Source organism: Bradyrhizobium sp. CCBAU 11357, assembly GCF_028128865.1.
GTDB lineage: Bacteria > Pseudomonadota > Alphaproteobacteria > Rhizobiales > Xanthobacteraceae > Bradyrhizobium.
In genome coordinates this window covers 120,661-146,180 of the sequence record NZ_LBJW01000100.1, presented here as the reverse complement: position 1 = coordinate 146,180, position 25,520 = coordinate 120,661, and the positions used below count along the sequence as shown (strand labels likewise).

Genomic DNA, 25,520 nt, shown 5'->3' with positions numbered 1-25,520 from the left:
TCACCACAACCTACGGACTGAAACATGAAGCTTCGCGGCATCATCACGCTGGCGCTCGCGCTCCTTTGGACGCCGGCGCTGGCGCAAACCAGCCCTGGCACTTCGCCCTTGTCGATCGGCAAGGGTGGCACCGCCGCGAGCACTGCTCCGGCAGCGCGCGCCTCGCTTGGCCTGACGATCGGCTCCGCGGTACAGGCGTGGGATGCCGATCTCGACGCGCTCGCAGCCTTGTCGGGAACGAACACGATCTATTATCGGTCGGGATCAAATACGTGGGCGCCCGTGACGATCGGCGGGATGCTCTCGTTTGTGGCCGGGACTTTGAATGTCGGGGACGCCGAGCTGGTTGCTCTGGCCGGCCTGACCAGCGCGGCCGACAAGGTGCCATATTTCACGGGATCCGGCAGCGCAGCCGTCGCTGATTTCTCCGCGCTGGCGCGGACGTTGGTGGGCAATACGACCAACACGCAGATGCGCGCGACGCTCGGCGTCGTGATCGGAACCGATGTTCAGGCCTATGATGCCGATCTGGCGGCGCTGGCCGCGAATTCGACCGCCGGCTTCTGGGCCTATACCGGCGCCGGCACGGGCGCCGCGCGGACGCTGACCGCGCCCGCAGCTGGGTTCACGATCACCAATCCCGCGGGCACGGCCGGCAATCCGACCTTTGTTCTCGCTAACGACCTCGCCGCGCTCGAGGGCTTGACCTCGACGGGCCTGGCGGTCCGGACCGCGGCCGACACCTGGGCGCAGCGCAGCTTGGTAGCGCCGGCGGCGGGCTTCACCATCACCAATCCGGCCGGCGTCGCCGGCGATCCGACGTTCACGCTCGCCAACGACCTCGGCGCCGTGGAGGGTCTGTCCTGCACCGGGCTTGCGATCCGGAGTGCGACCGATACCTGGCTATGCCGCACCATCGGCGGCACCGCGAATGAGATCACGGTGGCGAACGGTGATGGCGTGTCGAGTGCTCCGACGATATCGTTGCCGGCCGCGCTGACGTTCACGGGAAAGACCGTCACCGGCGGCACCTTCTCCGGGCCGACCATCAGCGGCGTCGCGAACTTCACCGGCGCGCGCCGTGACTCGACACAGTCGACGCCGGCCCAGATCACGGCCGACCAGAACGACTACAATCCGTCCTCTGTCGTTTGCGCGACCACCTCGACGCTGATCGTCAATTCGGACGCGGCTCGCAACATCACCGGCATCGCCGGCGGCGTCGCCGGCTGCGATCTGTTCCTGTTCAACACCGGAGCTTTTGCAATCACGCTCAAGGACGGCAGCGCGTCCTCGACTGCGGCTAACCGTTTTGACCTTGGCGCGGATTTCATTCTCGCATCGAAAGCCGCCGCGCATCTTAAATACGACGGCAGCACCTCGCGCTGGCGCAATACCACCGGCTCCGGCTCCGGCGGCGGGGGCGGCGGCACGGTCACGCAGATTAACACCGACGGCTTCACGACCACCGGCGGGCCGATCACAACGTCCGGCACCGTCGCGATAGCCGACACCTACCGCCGCGACGGCCTGATCGACCGCATTCAGCAATCCAAGGCGCTGGCGAGCTATCGGCGGGGGCTCTATTCCTTTGCCGACGGGTATAAGGCCTCGGACGGGGTCAATACAGGCAGCTCCTCGAACTATTCGGTGAATACCTCCTCGGGCTACGTGGCGCCGGCGCAGCCGTTCGTTGCCCAATCGCCGACCGCCGTCGACACCACGTTCACGTTCGCGGGCAGCGGCGCTGCGCAAGCCCAGCTCTATGACGGCAATGATTCGACGCCGGCCGCCGATCCGGGCGGGATCACCTCGTCCCTCCGTGCCGCCTATGATCTTGGATCTGCCAAGGACATTCGCCGCGTTCGCATGATCACGGCGTCGACCAACGGTTTTGGCAATTCTGTCGTTTTCGCCATCCAATGGAGCGACACCAGTCTCACGACCGGCTTCACGACCGCCGACACCTTCACCCTGCCGGCGGGCACATCTCAATCGGTGGTCAAGGATCTTGCCGTCAGCGCTGGGGCGCACCGCTACTGGCGCGTGATTTATTCCAGCGGCACGGCGAGCGGAAATGCCTGGGCCGGCGAGCTTACGTTCTACATTGCTACGACCAGCAACATGACCCTCGTCACGACGTCGCAGACCGCGGACTCGAGCGTGTCGTTCGGGCGCGTGCTGCTCGACTATGACCCTGCCGCCGCTCCGACGCTCAACACCGACCTGACTGCCGAGGTGACTTGCAACGGCGGCACAAACTGGTCGTCGGCGACGCTGTCTACCGTATCAATCAACGGTCAGGGCGGCCGCACCATCGCCGAAACCGCCGACACGTCCTGCACGCCAGGGACGTCCTTTGCGGCACGCGTCAAGACGTTCAACACCAAGGTAATTCCGATCTTCGGGTTGTCGGTAGCGGTGCACTAGGCCCGGAGCGGCCTGCATAAAACGAAGGAAAAGGACCATGACGATCGCAGCTCTTGTGGCCGCGGCACCCTTGCGCATGGGCGCGAGCGGCGACGCGGTGAAGCAGATCCAGCTCGCGCTGAAAGCGCGCGGGTATCCCCTCACTGGCAAGGGCTATTTCGGCCAGCAGACCGACGCGGCTGTCGAGGAATATCAGCGACGCGCCGGGCTCCCGGTCACTGGTGTCGTCGATGCCGCGACCGCGGAGCTGCTCGATCGGCCGGTTGTGTCGGCGCCGCCCGCGACCCCGCTATGGCTTGCTGTCTCGCTTGCGCATCTCGGGTTGAAGGAGGGTGCAGGAAACGCCGATAATCCAGAGCTCGTCGCCGACATTCAGTCCGTCGCTCGGGATTACCAGCATGATGCGACGCCGTGGTGCGCAGGCTGGGTGTCATTCTGCCTGTCCCGGGCCGGCGAAAAACCCTCGAGCCGCCCGCTGTGGGCGCTGTCCTATGCCGACACCAAGGCCGAGCCTGTGGTGCGCCTGGCCGGTCCTGCCGTCGGTGCTATTGCGGTGAAGACGCGCAACGGCGGCGGCCACGTCACCTTCATCGCGGGCCGCACCAGGGAGGGCGCACTCGCTTGCTGCGGCGGCAACCAGAACGACCAGGTGAATGTCTCGCCATACCGTCCCGACGTGTTTCTCGGCTTCTACTGGCCAAAGGGCGCGCCGCTTCCGGCGTCCGTCGCCATGGTCGCGCTGCCGATCGTCAACACCGCCGGCAAGCCGGTGAAGAGCGAGGCCTAAACAATTTCCGGGCGTAGCGGGACTCTACGCGCATCACAAACCAGAAGAGGTGAACCATGAGGCGTTGTTTCAGCGCGGTCCTTGCCGCGTCCGTTCTGTCGTTATCCGCATTCGCGGCCGCGCCGGTGCAGGCGGCCACCATCGACGTCGGCCAGGCCTTCACTGGCGGCCTGGTCGACGCCATCAACGGCGCCGTCGCGGCCGGCATCACGGCCCTGGTGGGCTGGGTGTCCTGGACCATCAAGGCCAAGTTCAACATCGACATCGAGGCCAAGCACCGCGAGGCGCTGACTGCGTTCCTCAACCGCCAGGCCTCGAGCCTGGTCGCAAAGGGCGCGGTCAAGGTGCAAGGCCTTAAGGTGGAGGTCGGCAGCGACGCGCTCGCGGTTGCAGCCAACACGGCGCTGCACGCCATTCCCGATGCGCTGAAGTTTTTCGGCCTCACGCCGGAGACAATCCAGAAGCGCATTCTCGACCTGTTGCCGCAGCAGCCTGCTGTGGCGCAAGCGCAGGCGATTGCGCTCGACGTTCACAATCCGGCGACGCCGAGCGGCGCGCCCGCGGCTGCAGCGTAGCCGCCATGATCACCACCAGCGCGCTCACCGCATGGTTGGCCAAGGAGGGCGCCGGGCTTCTGCTCGGCGCTCTCGCCAAGTTCCTGCTCGATCTCTGGAACGACTACCAGGCCGACCAGGCCCTCAAGCAAGCCGGCGCGGCCGAGGTCGCGGCGAAGGTCAATGCTGAAACCGTGGAGACGATCGATGCGATGGACGATGTTCGCCGCCCTTCCGATGATGCTGTTGCTGACAGCCTGCGATCCCATCAGTTCTGAGGTCGTGGTCAAGACCATCTGCCCCCGCATCAACGAATACGACGCGGCGACGCAGGACAGGGCCCTTGCAGAGCTGCAGGCGCTACCGAAGGACTCCGCCCTTCGCCTGATGGTCGGTGATTACAAGCAGCTGCGCGATCAGATCCGCGTCTGCCGCTCGCGCGCGGCGGCTTAGGCCGCTTCGGTTCTACGCATCACATCGCATCGAATATGGGGGCGCGCGACGGCATGGCCGATCACGAGAAGACGGCGGGCGAGAAGCTCGCAAACAGTGTTGCGCTTACGCTGTGGGCGCGCGGGGCGATGATCGTCGCCACCAGCTTGATCCTGCCGATCGCGCTGATGATGGGCAGCCGGGCGCTGTCGACCATCGACCGCATCGGCGAAAAGATCGACTCGATGCGCGAGCAGTCGCTAGAGCAGGCCGGCGAGATCAAATCGCTGCGGCAACTCACGACGGCGCAGCAGCAGTTGCTCGCCGATCATGAGACGCGAGTGCGCGTGCTCGAGCGCGGCCAGGCGGCGCCGGTGGTGCGGCAATGAAGACCCTCGCGTCCGCTTTGCCGCCGACAGCCGACAATTCGATCGGCTCAGCCTTGTTCAGCTAAGGGCCAGAAGCAGACTCGTTCGTCGACCGCAAATGGCCGACTACAGCCAGTCGCGACCACCAAAAGCATGCTTAAATCTTCATCGCTCTTGCCGCCTGTTCTAAACTGGCCTGCACTATCACGCGATGAAACGGTGCTATCGTCGTAAGATAGATACGCCCCAGTCGGTTATGGCAATGCACCACGGTACCCGCGACCAGCTCGCGCCCATTTGCTGCATTGGCGCGAAGTTGGATGGCGACGCGGAAGTCGAGATGCCAGTCATCCGCGCCCACTACCAACTCCGTCGCGCTCTTTGAGAGCACCGGGAAGAAACCGATAACCGGCCCACGCGCCGCTGCGGCAAGACCGACGGCGCGCGACGATTTGACGGCGACTGTCGCCATCACCACATCTCGGACACGCGTGAGCGCACGAATCCACCACGCCTGTCGTTCGAGCGCGGCGCGTGCCAGCTCCTCTACATCATCGCTGACCCCCGCCGGCAGTTGAACTGCAAAGGCGTCCAAAAGGTCTGCGCCCGCGTAAAGCGGCGCAAGCACGCTGTTGCTAGGCATGGGGACGGCGCGCGCTTTGGTCATGCGATGAGGTACCAGTTGCTGGGGAGGGGCGTAGCGGTTGGCCTTGCGGACGATCTTGCCGCCGTAGTCCTTTCTTATATCCACGCGCTCTGCATCGCAACAATCCTGCGGCGCACATGTCGCAATTGGGTCAAAATGCGAAGAACTCAGGTCGAGCAAATCTGGTCCGCTCTGTCCCGATGAGCAGACCTCCGTCAGACGCGGCGCAACAAATGCGGAAGTCGCGGTCTCTCTGGCTTCGGACAAGGGCTAGTCATCGTTGGGCGGCTGGGATGCAGCCTGTCTCTTCGTGCGGTCCGATACGAGGCCCCAAACGTGACCAAGCAGTAGTCCGGGCAACCAACCGGCGCAGAAGCCAACGAAACCCGTCAGGATAAAAACGATAGCGTAGGTGATGGTGAACCACGTCGGGGGCGTCAAGAACCGCGCGGGCAACAAGAGAGCTAAACAGACCAGCGCGCTGATTATCGGTGGCCCAGCGTTTTTCCGAAAGTAGAGACCGAAGATCGATCCGACGATGATACCGACAACAAACCAGATCTGCACCTGAGGCTGACGGGCGTAATCTGAAATGATCGTAGACAATTCCGTCATGCGGAGTTCTCACTTCGAGCCCCAGTTGCGCTAACCCCTAGGCTTCTTGAATATAAAATCAATTGTTGAAGAAGGAGCCTGCTGCCTCTTCCAATCTGCAAGCCTTTCCTCTTGCTCGTGCAACTGATGATACAGCTGAGACATCCGGGCAAATATCGACCGGACGGTTTCATCATTTACTGTCTCTGAAATCTGAGCACACCGCTCGGCCATGTCGAGATTTTCGCTCATGAATACTGCCTCTGCGCTTCCACTACGCCCTTATCGTGGTTCGCTGCCTCCGACTACGTCGGCGTGTCGTTAAATGGAAACGCCGCCACTTGAAATTCATCTTCGTACAGAATGTACCCTAATCGCTTAGTCTTTATCATCTCGACTGGCACTCCGTAGCGCACCAGCACCTCTGCTAATTGTCGCATTTTTGCGACGTGGTTTGTGGCGGTGTCTTTGAACCAACTTATTGCCTGGGCCTTTCCATGGTGGTGAGAGGAAATTGCCAAGCGTTCTGGTTCGCGCAGATGCTCGTCAAACCAGCCGCAAATGGAACTGAGGTGTTTGGCATCCTCGACGGTCAGCCCGCCAGAGTCCTCAAGAGCCTGCACGGCCCGAAATAGACCTTGCCGTCGCCGCGAACTGCTATCGATTTCGTGTACAACAAACCTGATAAACATGGAGAAGCTCAAAGATGACATACTCAACCGGTACGCGAGTATTAGCTTAGGCGCACTTAAGAACCAAATTCAAAGTGTATCGATCGGTTGGCCGCGCCTGTGGCCGAGCGACGTTGATTTAGCCACGATGTGACGTCCGCTTCGGGTCAAAATGCGAAGAACTCAGGTTGAGCAAATCTGGTCCGCTCTGCCGCGATAAGCAGACCTCTGTGAGACGCAGCGCAACTTCGCAGATGGGCCAACAAGCGACATCGGAGTAAAGAGGCGATGGCGGCTTACTGCTTGCGTGAAGAACGATACTTCTCTGCCCACAGATAAAGGAACGGCCCCAACCAAAGACCGTCCAGTAGCATCCCGCCGAGATAAGCCGAACCTTTAAAATAGACTCCAATGGGCACGCTAGCAGCTATAGCGGCCCATAGGATGGCTCGCTCCCACTTTGTCGTTAGAGGTGGTTGCCACCCGATGGGCGATTGATCATGTGTCGGACTGATGGCGCCGCTCACGTCGGATCGTACCACCCCTTCGGGTGGAGGATCAGGACGCACGCTTCTCGGTTCGCGAGACTCGGTCATGCAGTGCCATCTTAGTCGATTGGGCAAGCTGCCGATTTCAATTGTTTGTTAGGCGGCCCCCCATAGTCACGAGTGCGTTTCATTCCCCGCAGTTTGTCAACCTGTCCCCGGATCGCAGTGGCGATTATACTCGCGCAAGGATATGTCGAGCGGCAGGCCTCTCCAGCGCAAGAAGCCAGCGTGAACAACTGCCCAGATAACGGCTGTGGAAATTCCCGAATAGAGAATATCGCCAGCTGATCTCCCCATCAAAAACGTGACCAGAACAACGCCAAGCATCGCTCCTGTGGCGACCATCAGAACGTACGGTAAGCGATCCATCGAGCGGCCTCATTTCGGCGGTTGCGCAACAAATATGTCACAACCTTGAACCAGGTGTCCATACTCAAGCTAGCGCCGCTTGCCCCGTGATCGCTGTCAGCTTCGGGCCAGCAGCGGAAGTCGCAGGCTCTGGCTGACATGCTGAAAGGGCTAGTCATCGTGTGGTGGCTGGGATGCTGCCTGTCTCTTCGTGCGGTCCAGTAAGAGGCCCCAAACGTGACCAAGCACTAGTCCGGGTATCCAACCGGCGCAGAAGCCAACGAAACCCGTCAGGATAAAAAGGATAGCGTAGGTGATGGTGAACCACGTCGGGGGCGTCAAGAACCGCGCGGGCAATAAGAGAGCTAAGAAAACCAGAGCGCTCATTATCGGCGGCCCAGCGCTTTTCCGAAAGTAGAGACCGAAGATCGAGCCCACGATGCTGCCGACAAGAAACCAGACCTGCACCTGAGGCTGACGGGCGTATTCTGCAATGATCGCCAAAAACTCCGTCATGCTCAGTTCTCGCTTCGCTGCGTACCGTGAGCAATTGGTGATGCTGCGAGAAATAGCAGACCTGAAAGGCGACGAATGTTGTGCATCGCAGAGTTGGGGCTGACCCGTTCGGCCAAATTGGGCTGGGAAAGTCTTACCACAAGATCGATCTCTGGTCTGCTAAGGGTCAAAAGCGGTCTGCCGGCTGAAAGCCGGAGACTTCGGCTGAGGGGGCCAAGAGCCGACATCGAAGGCCGTCCGCGTGCGGATTTCCCGGATGGGTTTCGACGCGATCCAGTGGCTCACGAGCTCACGAACCTACGGACCCGTTCTCGCTCCCGCTCGACTTCCTCGGCGTCCTTGTCGTCGATGGTCATTAGCGAGTTCTTGGCATCGCCATGAACCTTCAGCAGTTCGCGGCGGGTCGCAAGGAATACTTGGACCAGCTGTACATTATTGCGGCCGGTTCACACTGGCGGGCTAGACACACACACACACGAAGGCCGCAGCGAGAGGTTCATTCGCTGCGGCCCGCGTCTATGAAATATGCAGCCAGCCCCGGTGAATAAAAATTTAATCGGGAAAAGGCGGAAAAGCGACTCCTTTCGCCGGTTCCGAAAATGAAACTTCCATGGTCGCCGACATAGAATAGAGGAAATTTCCGAGCGGCCTTAGAGGGAAGGCGTCTGTTCCGGGATGTTAGGGACCCGGACAAACCCTCTCCGGGTCCCGTCTGATTACATTTGCGGGTGCTGCCCGTATTTTGAAAGTCCGAAATTGATTGCTCCGTCGGGCAAAACAGTGGTTCATAGGGCGCTGGCTCTAACATCAAGGACCAGCACGATGTCCGATGAAGTTGTGTCTTCCGAACTGTCGAAGATTGCGAAACTCAACGGAGACTTCAGGAGAAACTACGGGCCGCTGCTGGGCGCGTTCTTATATCTGCGGTCGATCAGTGCCGCACGCGGCCGCTCATGGATTATGGCTGCCGTTTTCTCGCTTCTCTGCTCGTCGGCGTCGGCTTGGCTCGGGAAGGCACTTTCTTGGCTAGCCGCCTTATGATCGCTCTGACAAGGGCATCGGCTGTTTCAAAACAAGCGATATCGTGGCGCTTGCGGGCCGAATCCGTGAACCTTATGGTTCTCTTCACCCTACCATCGGTAGGCAATAACACGTAATCGAGAATGCCTTTGTTGTGTTCGGTAAGTCGTATGGCGGCGATCCACCCCGCGGGAACATGAGCGTCGCATTGAATGGTCCAATGCGGAGCATGCGTTTTTTCCTGCGGAGGAGTCCAGCGTGCCGCCCGAACTGAAACGCAGGTACCGTTTACGCGCAATGTGTCGGTCCATCCGCCCGTGCTCGCGCGGTAGCCAGCGCGCTTAGCGGCGCTTCTAATACGAGACGCGAGCCTCGTCTTTTGCTCGGCCCAAAGCGGGCGTGATTCCAGAAATTCATAGTTTCGCTTCGGGGTGAAACCAAGCAGCCGGTAAAGATTTCGCATGCTGCCAAAGTGGGTCTGACATGTTGCAGCACAGGGCAGGCCCGGCGTGCGGTCGATGATGCTTACACTGAGGCGGCCATTTTCGAGCAGAGCTCGACGCAAGCGAAAGATCATTTCCTCTTCGGACAGATCAACACGCCGTTCGCTAATAAATTTGTTCGCTTGCAAGAAGAGGTTGCGATCGACGATCGGATCAAGGCAACTCTCAGCTCGGATCCACTCGTCAGGAGGATTGTACTTGCGAACTTGACGCAACTTCCACGACCGCCGATTAAAGATCAGATTGCCTATGTAAGTCTCATCTCTGAGAATGGCTCCGACCATAACACGTGTCCAAGGTCTTCCTGTTCTGGTCGGCACCCCATTCTTATTAAGCTCCCATGCCACTACCGTTTCGCATTTCACTTCCAAGAAGCGAGTGAATATCCATCTCACGATTGCGACTTCGCGTGGATCGCCGGGGCGAACCCGAATGTGATCGGTGGTGAGATACTTGCGGTCCCCATTCTTAAGAATGCCTTTTGAATGATCCTTCTCGTCGACGAGCTCTCGCACCAGACCATAACCAGCTTTGCCGCAAGGTTTGTAACCCAGTCGAGCAAATCGGCATTGTCCAGCATAGACCTTGGCCGAAAGCTCTCGGCTGTACTCCGCCGCCATGACTCTTTTGATGTTCTTGACGATGCTGGCGAGCATGCTTCCGTCGTTGTCGAACTGCTCCGCGCAATAGTTCACTCTGATGCCGGCTCGCTTGCAGATGAACTCGTAATGCGCACTCTCGTCCGCATCTTGAAAGCGGCCCCAGCGGCTCACGTCATAGACCAAGATATGGCCGAAATCGGTTTCTCCCGCTTGTACGTCCTCCAGGAGCTGAATGAGACCGGCTCGATTTTTGATCAAAAGACCACTTTCGCCTTCGTCTCTATAAGTTCGAACGATCGTCAGCTTCTTTGAATGCGCGTATGCAGCGATCGCTGCTGCCTGGTTCTGAATTGAGTACTGCTGTCGCTCGGTGGACATACGAACGTACTGGGCAGCTCTGCACGTCCTCTGCGCCACTGGAAGGCTGGACCGCCTGATGACGAGTTCGTTGGCCATGAAGGGCCTCAACGCTACGCGTTCGATGCCGATCAGACGCCGCAGACGGTACGTGTGCAAGGTCTAACTTGCCCCCCAATTGATTGTTCTATCCAGCGCGAAGGGGCAGCGCGAGCTGCAGGTCAAGCGTCGCGTTGGCGTTGATGAAGTCCTGCAGCGCTGGCGCGATCTCGGCGTCGGTGTTGGCGGCGCGCTCGGCCAGCGCGTCTGCGACGTCGGCCGTGGCATCGCGCGACCAGCCCTCGACCGGATTGAAGCAGACGATCCGAAGGGGATAGGCGTATTGGCCGGAGATGATGTCCTGCAGCACGGTCTCGAGATCCGTGTCGGCCTCGTCGGTCTCGCGCCAGGCGCAGCCGGCTCGCGCGCCGAAATCCTCAAGCACCAGGTAGATGTCGCGGTCGAGCCGATCGGCCGGCACGATCGAGGGCGAGAAACGCATACGCTGACTCCGAAACGACGGACATCAACTGCGCGGCGGAAATGAATGTTCCTTCTAACGGCTTTCGCTGTGCGGAATCGCTCCGGGGATTTCTCCGGGGATTTGGTGCCCCACATGGCCCCAATTGGCCCCTTTTGTCCGCACTTGTTCTCCAATGAGAACGCGCGCGGGCGCGGCCGCGGAAGTGGGCAAGGTCTGGTTCTGCTTGAGTATTTTGCTTGTCGTGACTGGCGATCCCGGCAGGACTCGAACCTGCAACCCGCGGAGTAGAAATCCGCTACTCTATCCAGTTGAGCTACGGGACCGTCTTGAGCCGGCCGGTTGGGGCCGCCCGGATTGGGCGGCTGGCCGTTCATGTAGCATGCCAATATGAAAAATTGGGTGTTTCGCCAAGCCTGAACCGAACCGTTTTCCTCACTGCGGCGACAAAGCGGAACGGTGGGGTGTCAGGGTGCCGGGTTGAGCGGCAGCGGACTGGACGATGGATCACATCGCCGGGAACGCTGAACAGCTTCCGGGACACGGCCGCCGGTCGACTGGTCAGGTCATGCTGCGCCATCAGGACGGCGTGCGCGGCAGTATCTCGGCTGGTCTCCCTGGGCTTGCCTTATCATGGCGAATGCGACGATTTGCACCTTACGGTTCCATCGCCTTGAGTCGGTCACCTTTCCGCGCATTTCATTTGCCGCCGCGGCGTTCGTCCGCGCTTTCCGGGAGTCCTCCATGATCGGTCTTGTACGCGCCGTCACAATCTGCGCCGCGCTGGCGCTCGGCCTTGTCGCTGCACAGGCCGCCGACAAGGCGTTCAAGCGCGACGACCTCGCCGATTCCGCAATCAAGCTCGAGGCCCAGATCAAGAGCGAGGCGGGACCGGTCGCCAAGACCAATGCGACGCTGAAGACGGACGCCGACGCCGCCTTCCGGCGCAATGATAATCGCACCGGACTTTCGGTGCTCGGCCAGATCGCCGCAACCACGCCCGAGGATGCCGGCAACTGGCTGCGGCTCGCCAAGGTCATTTTCCAGATCTCGCCGAAGAGCTCGAGCGAGCAGACCTTCCTGCTGGAGCGCGCCTCGACCGCGGCCTATATCGCCTATCAGCGCGCCGGCAATCCGGGCGAGGAGGCCGACGCGCTCGCCGTGCTCGGCAAGGCGCTGGCCGAACGCAAGCTGTGGCGGCCGGCGCTGGATGCGCTGCGGCTGTCGCTCGACATGCGCGAGGTCGCCGACGTTCGCGGCCAGTATGAGAGGATGCGCGACGAGCACGGCTTCCGGCTGCTCGACTATACCGTGGACTCGGATTCGGCGAGCCCGCGGGCCTGCTTCCAGTTCTCGGAAGAGCTTGCCAAGCGCACCGACTTCGCGCCGTTCCTGGCGCTGGCGGGCCAGGACAAGCCGGCGCTGTCGGCGGAAGGCAAGCAGCTCTGCGTCGACGGGCTGAAGCACGGCGAGCGCTATAACATCAATCTGCGCGCCGGCCTGCCCTCGACGGTGAAGGAAGGCCTGCCGAAATCGGCCGAGTTCAACGTCTATGTGCGCGACCGCAAGCCGTTCGTGCGCTTCACCAGCCGCGCTTATGTGCTGCCGCGGACCGGCCAGCGCGGCATTCCCGTCGTCAGCGTCAACACGCCCGCGGTCAACATCAACGTTTACAGGATCGGTGACCGCAACCTGATCAACACGGTGGTCGACAGCGATTTCCAGAAGACGCTGTCCAAGTATCAGCTCAGCGATCTCGGCGACGAGCGCGGCGTCAAGGTCTGGTCGGGTGAGCTTGCGACCGCGATGACGCTGAACCAGGACGTCACCACGGCATTCCCGGTCGATCAGGCGCTCGGCGAACTGCAGCCCGGTGTCTACGTCATGACGGCAGCGGCCAAGGGCCCAGGCTCGGATGACGACTACCAACTCGCCACGCAATGGTTCATCGTCTCCGACCTCGGCATCTCCGCTTACTCCGGCAATGACGGCATCCATGTCTTCGTCAATTCGCTGGCGTCGACCGATCCGGTCGGCAAGGCCGAGGTGCGCCTGGTCGCCCGCAACAACGAGATCCTGGCGACGCGCAAGACCGACGAGACCGGTCACGTGCTGTTCGAGGCCGGCCTTGCGCGCGGCGAGGGCGGATTGTCGCCGGCGATGCTCACGGTCACCGGCGAGAAGGCCGACTATGCCTTCCTGAGCCTGAAGACGTCGGCCTTCGACCTGTCCGACCGCGGCGTCTCGGGCCGCGCGGCGCCCGCCGGCGCCGATGCCTTCGTCTATGCCGAGCGTGGCGTGTACCGCTCCAGCGAGACCGTCTTCCTCACCGCGCTGCTCCGCGACGGGCAGGGCAATGCCGTGACCGGCGGTCCGATGACGCTGGTGGTCGAGCGCCCCGACGGCGTCGAATATCGTCGCGCCGTGCTGGCGGATCTGGGCGCCGGCGGCCGCACGCTCTCCGTGCCGCTCAACTCGGCTGTTCCCACCGGAACGTGGCGGGTGCGCGCCTTCACCGATCCGAAGGGGGCTTCGGTCGGCGAAACCACCTTCATGGTCGAGGATTACGTGCCCGATCGGATCGAATTCGACTTGTCCGCCAAGGACAAGCTGATCAAAGCTAACGCTCCAGTGGAGCTTAAGGCCGATGGTCATTTCCTCTATGGCGCACCGGCCTCAGGCCTTCAGCTCGAAGGCGACATGCTGATCGCGCCCGCGGCCGAGCGGCCCGGCTTTGCCGGCTACAAGTTCGGCGTCGACGACGAGGAAACCACCTCGAACGAGCGCACGCCGCTGGAGAGCCTGCCCGAAGCCGACGCCAATGGTGTTGCCACCTTCCCGGTGACGCTGGACAAGCAACCGGCCTCGACGCGTCCGCAGGAGGCGCAGATCTTCGTCCGCATGGTCGAGACCGGCGGCCGCGCCGTCGAGCGCAAGATCGTGCTCCCGGTCGCGCCCGCGACGGCGCAGATCGGCATCAAGCCGCTGTTCGGCGACAAGAACGTCGCTGAGGGCGACAAGGCCGAGTTTGACCTCGTGTTCGCCTCGCCGGAAGGCGAGAAGCTGCGCCGCGAGGGCCTGCGCTACGAGCTCCTGAAGATGGAATCGCGCTACCAGTGGTACCGCCAGAACAATTATTGGGAGTACGAGCCGGTCAAGTCGACCTCCCGCGTCGCCGACGGTGACGTCACGATCGCGGCCGACAAGCCGGCGCGGATCTCGCTCACGCCGCAGCCCGGCCGCTACCGGCTCGACGTCAAGTCGAACGATGCCGACGGTCCGGTGACCTCGGTGCAGTTCGACGTCGGCTGGTATTCCGACGGCAGCGCCGACACGCCGGACCTCCTGGAGACCTCGGTCGACAAGCCGCAATATGCCTCCGGCGACACCATGACGGTCTCGGTCAACGTCCGCAGCGCCGGCAAGCTCACCGTCAACGTGCTCGGCGACCGCCTGCTGACGACGCAGACCATCGACGTCAAGGAAGGCACCGCGCAGGTGAAGCTCCCGATCGGCAAGGACTGGGGCACCGGTGCTTATGTGGTCGCGACGCTGCGTCGTCCGCTCGATGCGGCTGCCCAGCGCATGCCGGGCCGGGCGATCGGGCTGAAATGGTTCGGCATCGACAAGCAGACCCGCACCTTGCAGGTGAAGCTGTCGCCGCCCTCGCTGATCCGGCCGAACTCCACGCTGAAGATCCCGGTCAAGCTCGACGGCCTCAATCCGGGCGAGGACGCCAAAATCGTCATCGCCGCCGTCGATGTCGGCATCCTCAACCTCACCAATTACAAGCCGCCCGCGCCGGACGATTACTATCTCGGCCAGCGCCGCCTCAGCGCCGAGATCCGCGATCTCTATGGGCAGCTGATCGACGGCATGTCCGGCACGCGCGGCCAGATCAAGTCCGGCGGCGATGCCGGTGCGGGTGAGCTCCAGGGCTCGCCGCCCACGCAGAAGCCGCTCGCGCTCTATTCCGGCATCGTCACGGTCGCCGCCGACGGCACCGCGGACGTGAGCTTCGACATTCCGGAGTTCGCCGGCACCGCGCGCGTGATGGCGGTGGCGTGGACCGCGACCAAGCTCGGCCGCGCCAACACCGACGTCGTGATCCGCGATCCCGTCGTGCTGACCACGACACTGCCGCGCTTCCTGCTCAACGGCGACCACGGCACAGTCAATCTGGAGATCGACAATGTCGAGGGCCAGGCCGGCGACTACGTCATCAATGTGAAGGCGGGCGGTCCGGTGAAGATGACCGGCAATCCCGCAACCACGGTGAAGCTCGCCGCCAAGCAGCGCAATTCGTTCTCGCTTGCGCTCGATGCGACCGCAGCGGGGCAGGCGACGCTCGATGTCGACATCAAGGGGCCGAACGGCCTCGCGCTGGCGCGTCACTATGCGTTCGACGTCAAGGCGGCGACGCAGATTCTGGCGCGGCGTTCGATCCGGACGCTCGCGAAGGGCGAGAGCCTGACTCTGACCTCGGACATGTTCTCCGACCTCGTGCCGGGCACCGGCAGTGTCTCGGTCTCGGCCAGCCTGTCGACCGCGCTCGATGCGGCGACGATCCTGAAGGCGCTCGACCGCTATCCCTATGGCTGCTCGGAGCAGATCACGAGCCGGGCCATGCCGCTGCTCTATGTCAACGAGCTCGCGGCCGGCGCGCATCTCGCCATGGATAACGAGGTCGACCAGCGCATCCGCGACGCCATCGAGCGGCTGTTGGCGCGCCAGGGCTCGAACGGCTCGTTCGGCCTGTGGTCGGCGGGCGGCGACGATGCCTGGCTCGATGCCTATGTCACGGACTTCCTCACCCGCGCCCGCGAGAAGGGCTTTGTGGTGCCGGACGTGCTGTTCAAGAACGCGCTGGACCGCATCCGCAACTCCGTCGTCAATGCCAACGAGCCGGAGAAGGACGGTGGCCGCGATCTCGCCTACGGCCTCTACGTGCTGGCGCGTAACGGCGCAGCTCCGATCGGCGATCTCCGCTATCTCGCCGACACCAAGCTCGGCAACCTCGCGACCCCGATCGCGAAGTCGCAGCTCGCGGCGGCGCTCGCTCTCGTCGGCGATCGCAACCGAGCCGAGCGGGTCTATGGCGCGGCGCTCGACAGCCTCGCGCCCAAGCCCGCGCTGGAATTCGGCCGCACCGACTACGGTTCGCAGCTGCGCGATGCCGCAGCGTTGGTGTCGCTCGCCAGTGAAGGCAACGCGCCGAGGGCGACGCTGACGCAAGCGGTGTCGCGGGTCGAGACCGCCCGCGGGCTGACGCCCTACACCTCGACGCAGGAGAATGCGTGGCTGGTGCTGGCGGCGCGGGCGCTCGCCAAGGAGAACCTCTCGATCGAGGTCGATGGCCAGCCGGTCAAGACCGCCCTGTATCGCAGCTACAAGGCGGACACGCTGAGCGGCAAGCCGCTGAAGATCACCAACACCGGCGATGCGCCGGTGCAGGCGGTCGTCTCGGTCTCGGGCTCACCGGTGACGCCGGAGCCGGCGGCGTCCAACGGCTTCAAGATCGAGCGCAGCTACTTCACGCTCGACGGCAAGCCAGCCGACATCAGCAAGGTCAAGCAGAACCAGCGTTTTGCGGTGGTGCTGAAGATCACCGAGGCCAAGCCCGAGTACGGCCACATCATGGTGTCCGACTATCTGCCGGCCGGTCTCGAGATCGACAATCCGAAGCTGGTCTCGTCGGGCGACAGCGGCACGCTGGACTGGATCGAGGACGGCGAGGAGCCTGAAGACACCGAGTTCCGCGACGACCGCTTCACCGCGGCCGTCGACCGGGCCTCGGATTCCAAGTCGGTGTTCACCGTCGCCTATGTCGTGCGCGCGGTCTCGCCCGGCAAATACGTGCTGCCGCAGGCCTATGTCGAGGACATGTACAACCCCTCGCGCTATGGGCGGACCGGCACTGGCAGTGTCGAGGTGCGGGCGGCGAAGTGAGTGAGATGAGCGAGGCCAACGAAGTATCTCGTCATTCCGGGATAGTCCGAAGGACCAGACCCGGAATCTCGAGATTCCGGGTTCGGCTCTTCGAGCCGCCCCGGAATGACGGCAGAGGAGAACGACGCACCATCATGCGCCTTCTCTCGGCCGCTGCACTCACCCTCATCCTCGCCGTCATCGGCTTCGTCGCCTGGGTCTATTCCCTCGGCCCGCTCCCGCTCGACGAAGCCCGCCAGGTCTCCACCACCATTGTCGATCGCAACGGCAAGCTGCTGCGCGCCTATGCCATGGCGGATGGGCGCTGGCGGTTGCCGGTCGATGCCAGGACCAACGTCGATCCGACCTATCTGAAACTTCTGTTCGCCTATGAGGACCAGCGCTTCTACGCCCATGACGGCATCGATCCGCTGGCGCTGGGGCGCGCCGCGTTGCAGCTGGGAACGCGCGGTCACATCGTCTCGGGCGGCTCGACCATCACGATGCAGCTCGCCCGCCTGATCGAGCCGCGGCGGCAGCGTTCGCTCTACGCCAAACTGCGGCAGATCGTGCGTGCGATCGAGATCGAGCGCAGCATGAGCAAGGAGCAGATCCTCGATCTCTATCTGGCGCTCGCGCCCTATGGCGGCAATCTCGAAGGCATCCGCGCGGCGTCGATCGCCTATCTCGGCAAGGAGCCGAAGCGGCTGTCGCTGGCGGAGGCCGCGCTGCTGGTCGCGCTGCCGCAATCGCCGGAGACGCGTCGGCTCGACCGCTTTCCGGAGGCGGCGCGAAAGGCGCGCGACCGCGTGCTCGACCGCATGGTCGAGGAGCACGTGGTTAGTGCCGGCGACGCGGCGCAGGCCAAGGCTGTGGCGGTGCCGAACCTGCGCAAGCCGATGCCGATCCTGGCGCCGCATGCCTCCGACTCTGCGATGTCGACGGTCAAGGACACGCCGATCATCAAGCTGACGCTCGATGCGAACCTGCAGAAGATGCTGGAGCCGCTGGCGCGCGACCGCGCCATCGCGCTGGGTCCGAACATCTCGGTTGGCATCATCGTGATCGACAATGAGAGCGGCGACGTGCTCGCGCGCGTCGGCTCGGCCGATTATTTCGACGAGAGCCGGGCAGGGCAGGTCGACATGACCCGCGCCGTCCGCTCGCCCGGCTCGACACTGAAGCCTTTCATCTACGGACTCGCCTTCGAGGACGGCTTCGTCCATCCCGACAGCCTGATCGACGACCGGCCGGTCCGCTTCGGCTCCTATGCGCCGGAAAATTTCGACATGACCTTCCAGGGCACGGTGCCGGTGAGGAAGGCGCTGCAATTGTCGTTGAACGTGCCGGCCATCGTGCTGCTCGACCGCGTCGGCTCGAGCCGGCTCGCCTCGCGGCTGCGGCAGGCCGGCGGCAACCTCATCCTGCCCAAGGACGAAGCGCCCGGCCTTGCCATGGGCCTCGGCGGCGTCGGCGTGACGCTCCAGGACCTTGCCCAGCTCTATGCCGGCTTCGCCCGGCTCGGAACCACCAAGCCGCTCCGCGAGATCGTGACGGCCAAGGACGATCGCGAGCCGCTCCGGCTGCTGGATCAGGTCGCAGCCTGGCAGGTCGGCAACGTCCTGCTCGGCACGCCCCCGCCGGAGAACGCCGCCCACAACCGCATCGCCTTCAAGACCGGCACCTCCTACGGCTATCGCGATGCCTGGTCGGTCGGCTTCGATGGCCGCATGACCATCGGCGTCTGGGTCGGCCGTCCGGATGGGGCGCCGGTTCCCGGCCTGATCGGACGCGTCGCGGCTGCGCCCATCCTGTTCGACGCCTTCGCCCGCAGCGGCAAGACGCTGGCCCCCTTGCCAAAGCCGCCCAAGGGAACCCTGGTCGCAAGCAACGCGAAATTGCCGCTGCCCTTGATGCGGTTCCGCCCGGTCGGCGAACTGGTGCGAAGCGGGGGCGAGCAGGCGCTGCACATCCAGTTTCCCCTGAACGGCTCGCGCATCGACGTCGATCGATCAGGTGGCCGGGAGAGCGCAGCCATGCCGGTCAAGGTCGCCGGCGGCGTGCTGCCCTTGACGGTCATGGTTAACGGCACCGCGCTCGGCGAGATCGACGGCCGCCGGCAACGGCTGATCGATCCACCCGGCCCGGGCTTTGCACGGCTCACCGTGATCGACGCCACGGGCGCCGCGGACACAGTCGTCATTCGAATTCAATGACCCTGCCTTAAGCGGTTGTGGCCATGGCGGTTTCAGCGTAAGCGGAACCAATGGCCGAGACCTACCCAAGCCCCCGTTTTGGAGCCCCCCGCGAGTCGAAATCGCCCGCAAATCCGGGCAGCGGGCTCGTGCGCATGCTTGACATCGTCACCGCCAGCCACGCGCGCGCGGTCGGCTTCCTGGTGCTGTTCGCGCTGCTGCTGTTCCTGCCGGGCTTCTTCACCATTCCGCCGATCGATCGCGATGAGGCACGGTTTGCCCAGGCCACCAAGCAGATGGTCGAGAGCGGCGACTATGTCGATATCCGCTTTCAGGAGGACGTCCGCTACAAGAAGCCGGTCGGCATCTACTGGTTGCAATCGGCGACCGTCGAAGCCGCCACGATGCTCAAGCTGCCGAAGGCCGAATTGCGCATCTGGGTCTACCGGCTGCCGTCGCTGATGGGCGCGATCGGCGCCGTGCTCATGACCTATTGGGCCGCGCTCGGCTTCGTCACGCGGCGCGCCGCGGTGCTGGCGGCGCTGATGATGTGCGCCTCCGTGCTGCTCGGTGTTGAAGCGCGGCTGGCGAAGACCGATGCGATGCTGCTGCTTTGCGTCGTCGCCGCGATGGGCGCGATGGCGCGGGCCTATTTGTCCTGGCAGCGCGCCGAGGACGAGACGCATCCGCCGTGGAGCTGGCCCGCGATCTTCTGGACCGCGCTCGCGGTGGGCATCCTGATCAAGGGCCCGCTGATCCTGATGTTCGCAGGCCTGACCATCGTCGCGCTCGCGATCCAGGACCGCGACGCCTCCTGGCTGTGGAAGCTGCGGCCTGTCTGGGGCCTGATGTGGATGCTGGTGCTGGTGCTGCCCTGGTTCGTCGCGATCTTCTGGCGCGCGGGCGAAACCTTCTTTGCCGATTCCGTCGGCGGCGACATGCTGAGCAAGATCGGGGCCCAGGAATCCCACGGCGCGCCGCCCGGACTGTACCTGGCGCTGTTCTGGATCACGTTCTGGCCGGGGGCCCCGCTGGCGGCGATGGCGGCGCCCGCGGTGTGGCGGGCCCGGCGCGAGCCCGGCGCGCAGTTCCTGCTGGCCTGGCTGATCCCGTCCTGGATCGTGTTCGAGGCGGTGCTGACCAAGCTGCCGCATTACGTGTTGCCGCTGTATCCTGCGATCGCGATCCTCACCGCCGGCGCCGTGGAGCGGCGCGTGCTGTCGCGCTCCTGGCTCATGCGCGGCTCGGCCTGGTGGTTCGCGATCCCCGCCGCCGCCTCGATCATTGCGGTGGTCGGCGCGGTGATGCTGACGCGGCAGCCCGCCTTCGTGGCCTGGCCGTTCATCGCGGCCGCGCTGATCTTCGGCCTGTTCGCCTGGTGGCTGTTCGATACCAACCGCGCCGAGCGCTCGTTGCTCAACGCGCTGGTCGCAGCCCTGATGCTCGCCGTGACGATTTACGGCATCGTCCTGCCGTCGCTGACGCCGCTCTTTCCCAGCATCGAGATCGCGCGCGCGCTTCGCAACGTCACCTGCGTCGGACCGAAGGCGGCTGCGGCCGGTTATCACGAGCCGAGCCTCGTCTTCCTGGCGGGCACCCGGACCTTGCTCACCGACGGCTCCGGCGCGGCGGACTTCCTGCGGCAGGGCAGCTGCCGCTTCGCGCTGATCGAGCAGCGCTCGGAGCGCAGCTTCGTGCAGCGCGCCGAGGCGATCGGGCTGCGCTACAAGGTCGGCGCGCGCATCGACGGTTACAATTTCTCGCAAGGGCGCGCGATCTCGATCTCGATCTTCCGCTCGGAAGGTGCCGAATAGGATGGGGGCCCCGACCGATATTGCGCCGCATGCGGGCTACCCCGCGCAATTGCTCGCCGTGTCCTGGCGCGCGCTGGCGCAGCTCGTGCGGTCGCCCTCGCATTCGCGCCGCGCCGAGGCCGCCCGGAAGCTGGCGCGGCATTCGCTGTGGCTTGCCATGGCGGGTGCAGCGCTGGTCATCGTGCTGATGGTCGCGTTCGATCAGACCGAGATCCAGCTGATGCCGCCGCGCGGCACGCCGAGCCTGTGGCCGATCCGGATCCTGACCGATTTCGGCAAGGACGAGTATATCCTCTCGCTGCTGGGGGCTGCGCTGGTGGTGCTGGCGCTCGTCGCGGCCGGGCAGCACGGAAGCCGCCGGGCGCTGCTGCTCGGCTTCGGCACGCGGCTGCAATTCATGTTTGTGTCGGTTGCCGTGTCAGCCTTCGTTGCCGAGATCCTGAAATATCTCATCGGCCGCGGACGCCCCTTCGTCGGGGGCACGGCCAATCCGTTCAACTTCGTGCCGTTCGAGGGGACGGGAGCTTATGCCAGCCTGCCGTCGGGCCACGCCGTGGCCGCGTTCGCCCTGGCGTTTGCCGTGTCCGCATTGTGGCCGCGCCTGCGCGTCTTCATGTTCACTTACGCAATCGTGATCCTGCTGACGCGCCTCGTGCTGCTGGCGCATCACCCGAGTGACGTCGTGGCCGGCGCGCTGGTCGGAACGGTCGGCGCCATGGCCGTCCGCTACTGGTTCGCGGCCCGAAAGCTCGGCTTTGCCATCCGTGCCGACGGCACCATCGTGCCGCTTTCAGGGACGTTTTCCGACCGCCTTAAAAGGGTTGCCCACCGGGCATCCGCCCCATAAAAGCGGCTGCCTGCCGGGACCGCCGGTTCCCTTGGGCAGGTCAATTCCAACCACGAGCCTCGATTTGTCGACGTCCCAGCCTTCGGTTTCCATCGTCGTTCCCGTGCGCAACGAAGCCGACAACATCGCGCCGCTGATCGCGGAGATCGGCGCGGCGCTCGATGGCCGCTGGCCCTATGAGATCATCTACGTCAACGACGGCTCGACCGACGCCACCGGCGAGCGGCTCGGCGCCATCATGAAAGAGCGGAGCAATCTGCGTCAGCTTCGCCATGCAAGATCGGGCGGCCAGTCGGCGGCCGTGCGCAGCGGCGTGCGCGCGGCGCGCGGAGAGATCGTGGCGACGCTCGACGGCGACGGCCAGAACAATCCGGCCTTCCTGCCCGACCTGATCGCGGCGGTCGAGAAGGGGGCAGGGCGCGTCGGGCTCGCTGCCGGCCAGCGCGTCGGGCGCAAGGACACCGGCTTCAAGAAACTCCAGTCGCGCGTGGCGAACGGCGTTCGCAATGCCATCCTGAAGGACGGCACGCGCGACACCGGCTGCGGGCTGAAGGCGTTCCGCCGCGACGTCTTCCTGATGCTGCCCTATTTCGACGGGCTGCATCGCTTCCTCCCCGCGTTGGTCCGCCGCGAAGGCTACGACATCGCCTATGTCGACGTGATCGACCGGCCGCGCCATTCCGGCGTGTCCAACTATGGCTTCTTCGATCGGCTGTGGATCGGCATCATGGATCTCGCAGGCGTGTGGTGGCTGATCCGCCGCAAGAAGCCGACTCCAGAAGTGACCGAGGTGAACGCATGATCATTCAATACGGTCAGGCGCTGAGCAATTATCTCTATGACGTCTTCGTCGCCAAGTTCGACTTCTGGCTGGCGTTCGGCCTCGTCGCGCAATTGTTCTTCACCGCGCGCTTCCTGGTGCAATGGATCGCGAGCGAGCGCGCCGGCAACAGCGTGGTGCCGATGGCGTTCTGGTTCTGCTCGATGGGCGGCGGGCTGATGACGCTGGTCTATGGCGTCGTGAAGCGCGAGCCCATCATCATCCTCGGACAGTCGCTGGCGACGATCATCTATATCCGCAACATCATGCTGATCTGGAAGAACCGCGGCACCGCCTCGAAGACGTTGGACCGCTGATCCAGGATTCGGCTCCGCTTGTTCAATCCCGCCAGTTGGCTGCATCGCAGTGGCGCGTTTGCCAGGCGAGATGCCCAATCCTGAGGCTCACATTGCCGCTTTGAGGGCAGCGAAGCCGCGATCGAGATCGGCCTTGAGATCGTCGGTGCTCTCGAGCCCGATGTGGAGACGCAGCGTCGGGCCGCCGGGCGCCCATTTGGTCGCGGTGCGATAGGCGTCGCAATCGAAGGGAATCGCGAGGCTTTCGAATCCGCCCCAGGAGAAGCCCATGCCGAACAGCTTGAGCGTGTTGAGCATGGTGTCGACCGCCTTCTGCGGCGCCGGCTTCAGCACGATGCTGAACAGGCCCGAGGCGCCGCTGAAGTCGCGCTTCCAGATCGCATGACCGGGATCGGTCTCAAGCCCGGGATGCAGCACGCGCGCAACCTCAGGCCTCGCCGCCAGCCAGCGCGCTATCTCGAGCCCGGAGCGATGATGTTGTGCGAGCCGCACTGACAGGGTGCGCAGGCCGCGCAGCGCCAGGAAGACGTCGTCGGGGCCGGCACAGACGCCGAGCAGGCGGATGCCTTCGGCGATCATCGGCCAGGCCTTGGCGTTGGCCGAGATGGTGCCGAACATGATGTCGGAATGGCCGCCGATATATTTGGTGGCGGCCTGCATGCTGATGTCGACGCCCTGTTCCAGCGAGCGGTGATAGAGCGGCGTCGCCCAGGTATTGTCGTCGATGACGAGCGCGCCGCGCCCATGCGCGACGTCGGCGATGACGCGGATGTCGGGCATCTCGAACGACTGCGAGCCCGGCGCCTCCACCAGAACGGCCCGGGTGTTGGGCTTGAACAGCTTGTCGATGCCGGCGCCGATCAGCGGATCGAAATAGGTGGTCTCGACGCCGTAGCGGGTCAGCATGCCGTTGCAGAAATTGCGCGTGGGCCGATAGACGTTGTCGACCACCAGGATGTGGTCGCCGGCCTTCAGCACCGAGAGTAGGGTGGTGGAGATCGCCGACAGCCCCGACGGCACGATGCCGACGCCGGCGCATTGCGGACCCTCCAGCGCCATCAGAGTCTCCTGGAACGCCTTGGTGGTCGGGGAACCGTGACGGCCATAGGTGAACTCGCCGCGATGGGCGTGCAGGTCCTCGGCGGTCGGATAGAGCACGGTCGAGCCGTGGAAGACCGGCGGATTGACGAACCCCTTCTGCGCCTTGGTGTCGCGGCCGGAGGTGACCAGCCGGGTCTCGGCGTGCTGCTCTTGGGGGTGCGAAGAATCCATGCGTCTGCTTTCAAAACCGCGTTTTCCACCGGACGCATCGCGCCCCTGGGCCGGCCGGAAGGCCGCGGTCGTTAATAACAGAACACAGAAGAGTCCCGTCAACCCCTTGACCCGGCTCGCCAGTCGTTCTGTGATGCGCAGGTGCTATTCAGTCGCCGCATGTTGAGGGGCCTGCCGCGACCTTCGATCCATTGCCTGACCGGACTTCGCGTCACAGCCAACGACATGGCGGGCGCCAGCGGTGGGGATGAAGGTATATGGGCTCCCGAGATCGGCGAGTGTTCGGCAAGGTTTTCCAGCATGACTCTTGCAAGGCCAGTTAGAAGACCTGGCCTGGCAGAGATGAACCTAACGACAACATTCCTGACCTTGAGACGACCTTGAAAGGCCCAAAGCCCATGACACGCGTAACCCTGGCTCTCACCCTTGCTCTCGCCGCCGGCCTCACCGCCCAAGCCGCCGATGCGCAAACGCTTAAGACCGTCAAGGACCGGGGCATGGTGTCCTGCGGCGTCAGCCAGGGCCTGCCGGGCTTCTCGTCGCCCGACGACAAGGGCAACTGGACCGGCATCGACGTCGACGTCTGCCGCGCCATTGCCGGCGCGATCTTCAACGATCCGACCAAGGTCAAGTTCGTGCCGCTGTCCGCCAAGGACCGCTTCACGGCGCTGCAATCCGGCGAAATCGACGTACTCTCGCGCAACACCACCTGGACCATCTCGCGCGACACCTCGCTCGGCGCCAATTTCACCGGAGTGACCTATTACGACGGGCAGGGCTTCATGGTGAAGAAGTCGCTGAAGGTGAATTCGGCGCTCGAGCTCAACAGCGCGTCGGTCTGCGTGCAGACCGGCACCACCACCGAGCAGAATCTCGCCGACTACTTCAAGGCCAACAACATGAAGTACGAGGTGATCGCGTTCGCCACGAACGACGAAACCGTCAAGGCCTATGAAGCCGGCCGCTGCGACGTCTTCACCACCGACCAGTCGGGCCTGTACGCCAATCGCCTCAAGCTCGCCAGTCCCAACGACCATATGGTGCTGCCCGAGATCATCTCGAAGGAGCCGCTCGGGCCGATGGTGCGCCACGGCGACGACCAGTGGTTCGACATCGTGAAATGGACGCTGTTTGCGATGCTCACCGCCGAAGAGCTCGGCGTCAGCTCGAAGAACGTCGACGAGAAGGCGAAGCTGGAAAATCCGGAGCTGAAGCGCGTGCTCGGCAGCGACGGCAATTTCGGCGAACAGCTCGGCCTGACCAAGGATTGGGTGGTGCGGATCGTGAAGACCGTCGGCAATTACGGCGAGGTGTTCGATCGCAACGTCGGCACCGGCTCGCCGCTCGGCATCAATCGCGGTGTCAACAATCTCTGGAACAAGGGCGGTCTTCAGTACGCGCCGCCGATCCGCTGATAACCCCTGATCGGCC

At 63.7% G+C, this 25,520-nt stretch carries 20 protein-coding genes and 1 tRNA gene; 13 read left to right on the top strand and 8 right to left on the bottom strand.

Annotation, left to right across the window (positions count from 1 at the left end):
* The first annotated feature begins 24 nt into the window (after positions 1 to 24).
* The 6 genes from XI05_RS18530 to XI05_RS18505 all read left to right on the top strand — a co-directional run bounded on the left by XI05_RS18530 (position 25) and on the right by XI05_RS18505 (position 4,592).
* On the top strand, positions 25 to 2,430 hold the full coding sequence (locus tag XI05_RS18530; protein WP_271504228.1) for a hypothetical protein: 2,406 nt from the start codon (positions 25 to 27) through the stop codon (positions 2,428 to 2,430).
* 37 nt (positions 2,431 to 2,467) lie between these two features.
* Positions 2,468 to 3,217 (top strand): NlpC/P60 family protein, encoded by a 750-nt coding sequence (locus XI05_RS18525; protein ID WP_271504226.1) that lies wholly within the window; start codon positions 2,468 to 2,470, stop codon positions 3,215 to 3,217.
* A 56-nt stretch (positions 3,218 to 3,273) separates the two neighbouring features.
* Positions 3,274 to 3,792, top strand: a complete 519-nt coding sequence (locus tag XI05_RS18520; protein WP_271504224.1) for a hypothetical protein — start codon at positions 3,274 to 3,276, stop codon at positions 3,790 to 3,792.
* Between the two features lie 5 nt (positions 3,793 to 3,797).
* Complete coding sequence (locus XI05_RS18515) at positions 3,798 to 4,049, top strand: hypothetical protein (protein ID WP_271504220.1); 252 nt, start codon at positions 3,798 to 3,800, stop codon at positions 4,047 to 4,049.
* Entirely contained in the window at positions 3,991 to 4,224 is a 234-nt protein-coding gene (locus tag XI05_RS18510; RefSeq protein WP_271504219.1) for a hypothetical protein, read from the top strand. Before XI05_RS18515 ends, XI05_RS18510 begins: the two co-directional genes overlap by 59 nt.
* A 128-nt stretch (positions 4,225 to 4,352) precedes the next feature.
* A complete protein-coding gene (locus XI05_RS18505) occupies positions 4,353 to 4,592 on the top strand; it encodes a hypothetical protein (RefSeq protein WP_271504217.1) in 240 nt (79 codons plus the stop codon).
* Between the two features lie 136 nt (positions 4,593 to 4,728).
* Here XI05_RS18505 and XI05_RS18500 read toward each other — a convergent pair whose 3' ends face one another.
* The 7 genes from XI05_RS18500 to XI05_RS18470 form a co-directional block, all read right to left on the bottom strand.
* On the bottom strand, positions 4,729 to 5,484 hold the full coding sequence (locus XI05_RS18500) for a DUF2867 domain-containing protein (protein ID WP_271504215.1): 756 nt from the start codon (positions 5,482 to 5,484) through the stop codon (positions 4,729 to 4,731).
* 3 nt (positions 5,485 to 5,487) lie between these two features.
* Positions 5,488 to 5,832, bottom strand: coding sequence for a hypothetical protein (locus XI05_RS18495; protein WP_271504214.1), 345 nt, complete (start codon positions 5,830 to 5,832; stop codon positions 5,488 to 5,490).
* 284 nt (positions 5,833 to 6,116) lie between these two features.
* On the bottom strand, positions 6,117 to 6,503 hold the full coding sequence (locus tag XI05_RS18490) for a hypothetical protein (RefSeq protein ID WP_271504211.1): 387 nt from the start codon (positions 6,501 to 6,503) through the stop codon (positions 6,117 to 6,119).
* A gap of 1,046 nt (positions 6,504 to 7,549) precedes the next feature.
* Positions 7,550 to 7,894, bottom strand: a complete 345-nt coding sequence (locus tag XI05_RS18485; RefSeq protein WP_271504209.1) for a hypothetical protein — start codon at positions 7,892 to 7,894, stop codon at positions 7,550 to 7,552.
* A 958-nt stretch (positions 7,895 to 8,852) separates the two neighbouring features.
* Positions 8,853 to 10,475: a recombinase family protein gene (locus XI05_RS18480; protein ID WP_271504207.1), complete on the bottom strand. Its 1,623-nt coding sequence runs from the start codon at positions 10,473 to 10,475 to the stop codon at positions 8,853 to 8,855.
* A gap of 88 nt (positions 10,476 to 10,563) precedes the next feature.
* Complete coding sequence (locus XI05_RS18475; RefSeq protein WP_271504205.1) at positions 10,564 to 10,917, bottom strand: hypothetical protein; 354 nt, start codon at positions 10,915 to 10,917, stop codon at positions 10,564 to 10,566.
* A gap of 228 nt (positions 10,918 to 11,145) precedes the next feature.
* Positions 11,146 to 11,222: transfer RNA gene (locus XI05_RS18470), tRNA-Arg, on the bottom strand.
* 418 nt (positions 11,223 to 11,640) lie between these two features.
* Here XI05_RS18470 and XI05_RS18465 point away from each other — a divergent pair.
* From XI05_RS18465 to XI05_RS18440, 6 genes are all read left to right on the top strand, one after another.
* Complete coding sequence (locus XI05_RS18465; RefSeq protein ID WP_271504204.1) at positions 11,641 to 16,845, top strand: alpha-2-macroglobulin family protein; 5,205 nt, start codon at positions 11,641 to 11,643, stop codon at positions 16,843 to 16,845.
* Positions 16,846 to 16,979: 134 nt separating this feature from the next.
* Positions 16,980 to 19,040: a penicillin-binding protein 1C gene (pbpC, locus tag XI05_RS18460; protein ID WP_271504202.1), complete on the top strand. Its 2,061-nt coding sequence runs from the start codon at positions 16,980 to 16,982 to the stop codon at positions 19,038 to 19,040.
* Between the two features lie 50 nt (positions 19,041 to 19,090).
* Positions 19,091 to 20,833: an ArnT family glycosyltransferase gene (locus tag XI05_RS18455; protein WP_271504200.1), complete on the top strand. Its 1,743-nt coding sequence runs from the start codon at positions 19,091 to 19,093 to the stop codon at positions 20,831 to 20,833.
* Between the two features lies 1 nt (position 20,834).
* Positions 20,835 to 21,680 (top strand): phosphatase PAP2 family protein, encoded by an 846-nt coding sequence (locus tag XI05_RS18450; RefSeq protein WP_271504198.1) that lies wholly within the window; start codon positions 20,835 to 20,837, stop codon positions 21,678 to 21,680.
* Between the two features lie 64 nt (positions 21,681 to 21,744).
* Entirely contained in the window at positions 21,745 to 22,482 is a 738-nt protein-coding gene (locus XI05_RS18445) for a glycosyltransferase family 2 protein (protein WP_271504196.1), read from the top strand.
* Positions 22,479 to 22,817 (top strand): lipid-A-disaccharide synthase N-terminal domain-containing protein, encoded by a 339-nt coding sequence (locus tag XI05_RS18440; protein WP_271504194.1) that lies wholly within the window; start codon positions 22,479 to 22,481, stop codon positions 22,815 to 22,817. The genes XI05_RS18445 and XI05_RS18440 overlap by 4 nt, the downstream gene beginning before the upstream one ends.
* A gap of 87 nt (positions 22,818 to 22,904) precedes the next feature.
* Here XI05_RS18440 and metC read toward each other — a convergent pair whose 3' ends face one another.
* On the bottom strand, positions 22,905 to 24,089 hold the full coding sequence (metC, locus tag XI05_RS18435; protein ID WP_271504192.1) for a cystathionine beta-lyase: 1,185 nt from the start codon (positions 24,087 to 24,089) through the stop codon (positions 22,905 to 22,907).
* A 398-nt stretch (positions 24,090 to 24,487) separates the two neighbouring features.
* Here metC and XI05_RS18430 point away from each other — a divergent pair, with 398 nt between their 5' ends.
* The gene (locus XI05_RS18430) at positions 24,488 to 25,504 is read left to right on the top strand and encodes an amino acid ABC transporter substrate-binding protein (RefSeq protein ID WP_271504189.1); all 1,017 of its coding nucleotides are present in this window, start codon (positions 24,488 to 24,490) and stop codon (positions 25,502 to 25,504) included.
* Positions 25,505 to 25,520: the final 16 nt, after the last annotated feature.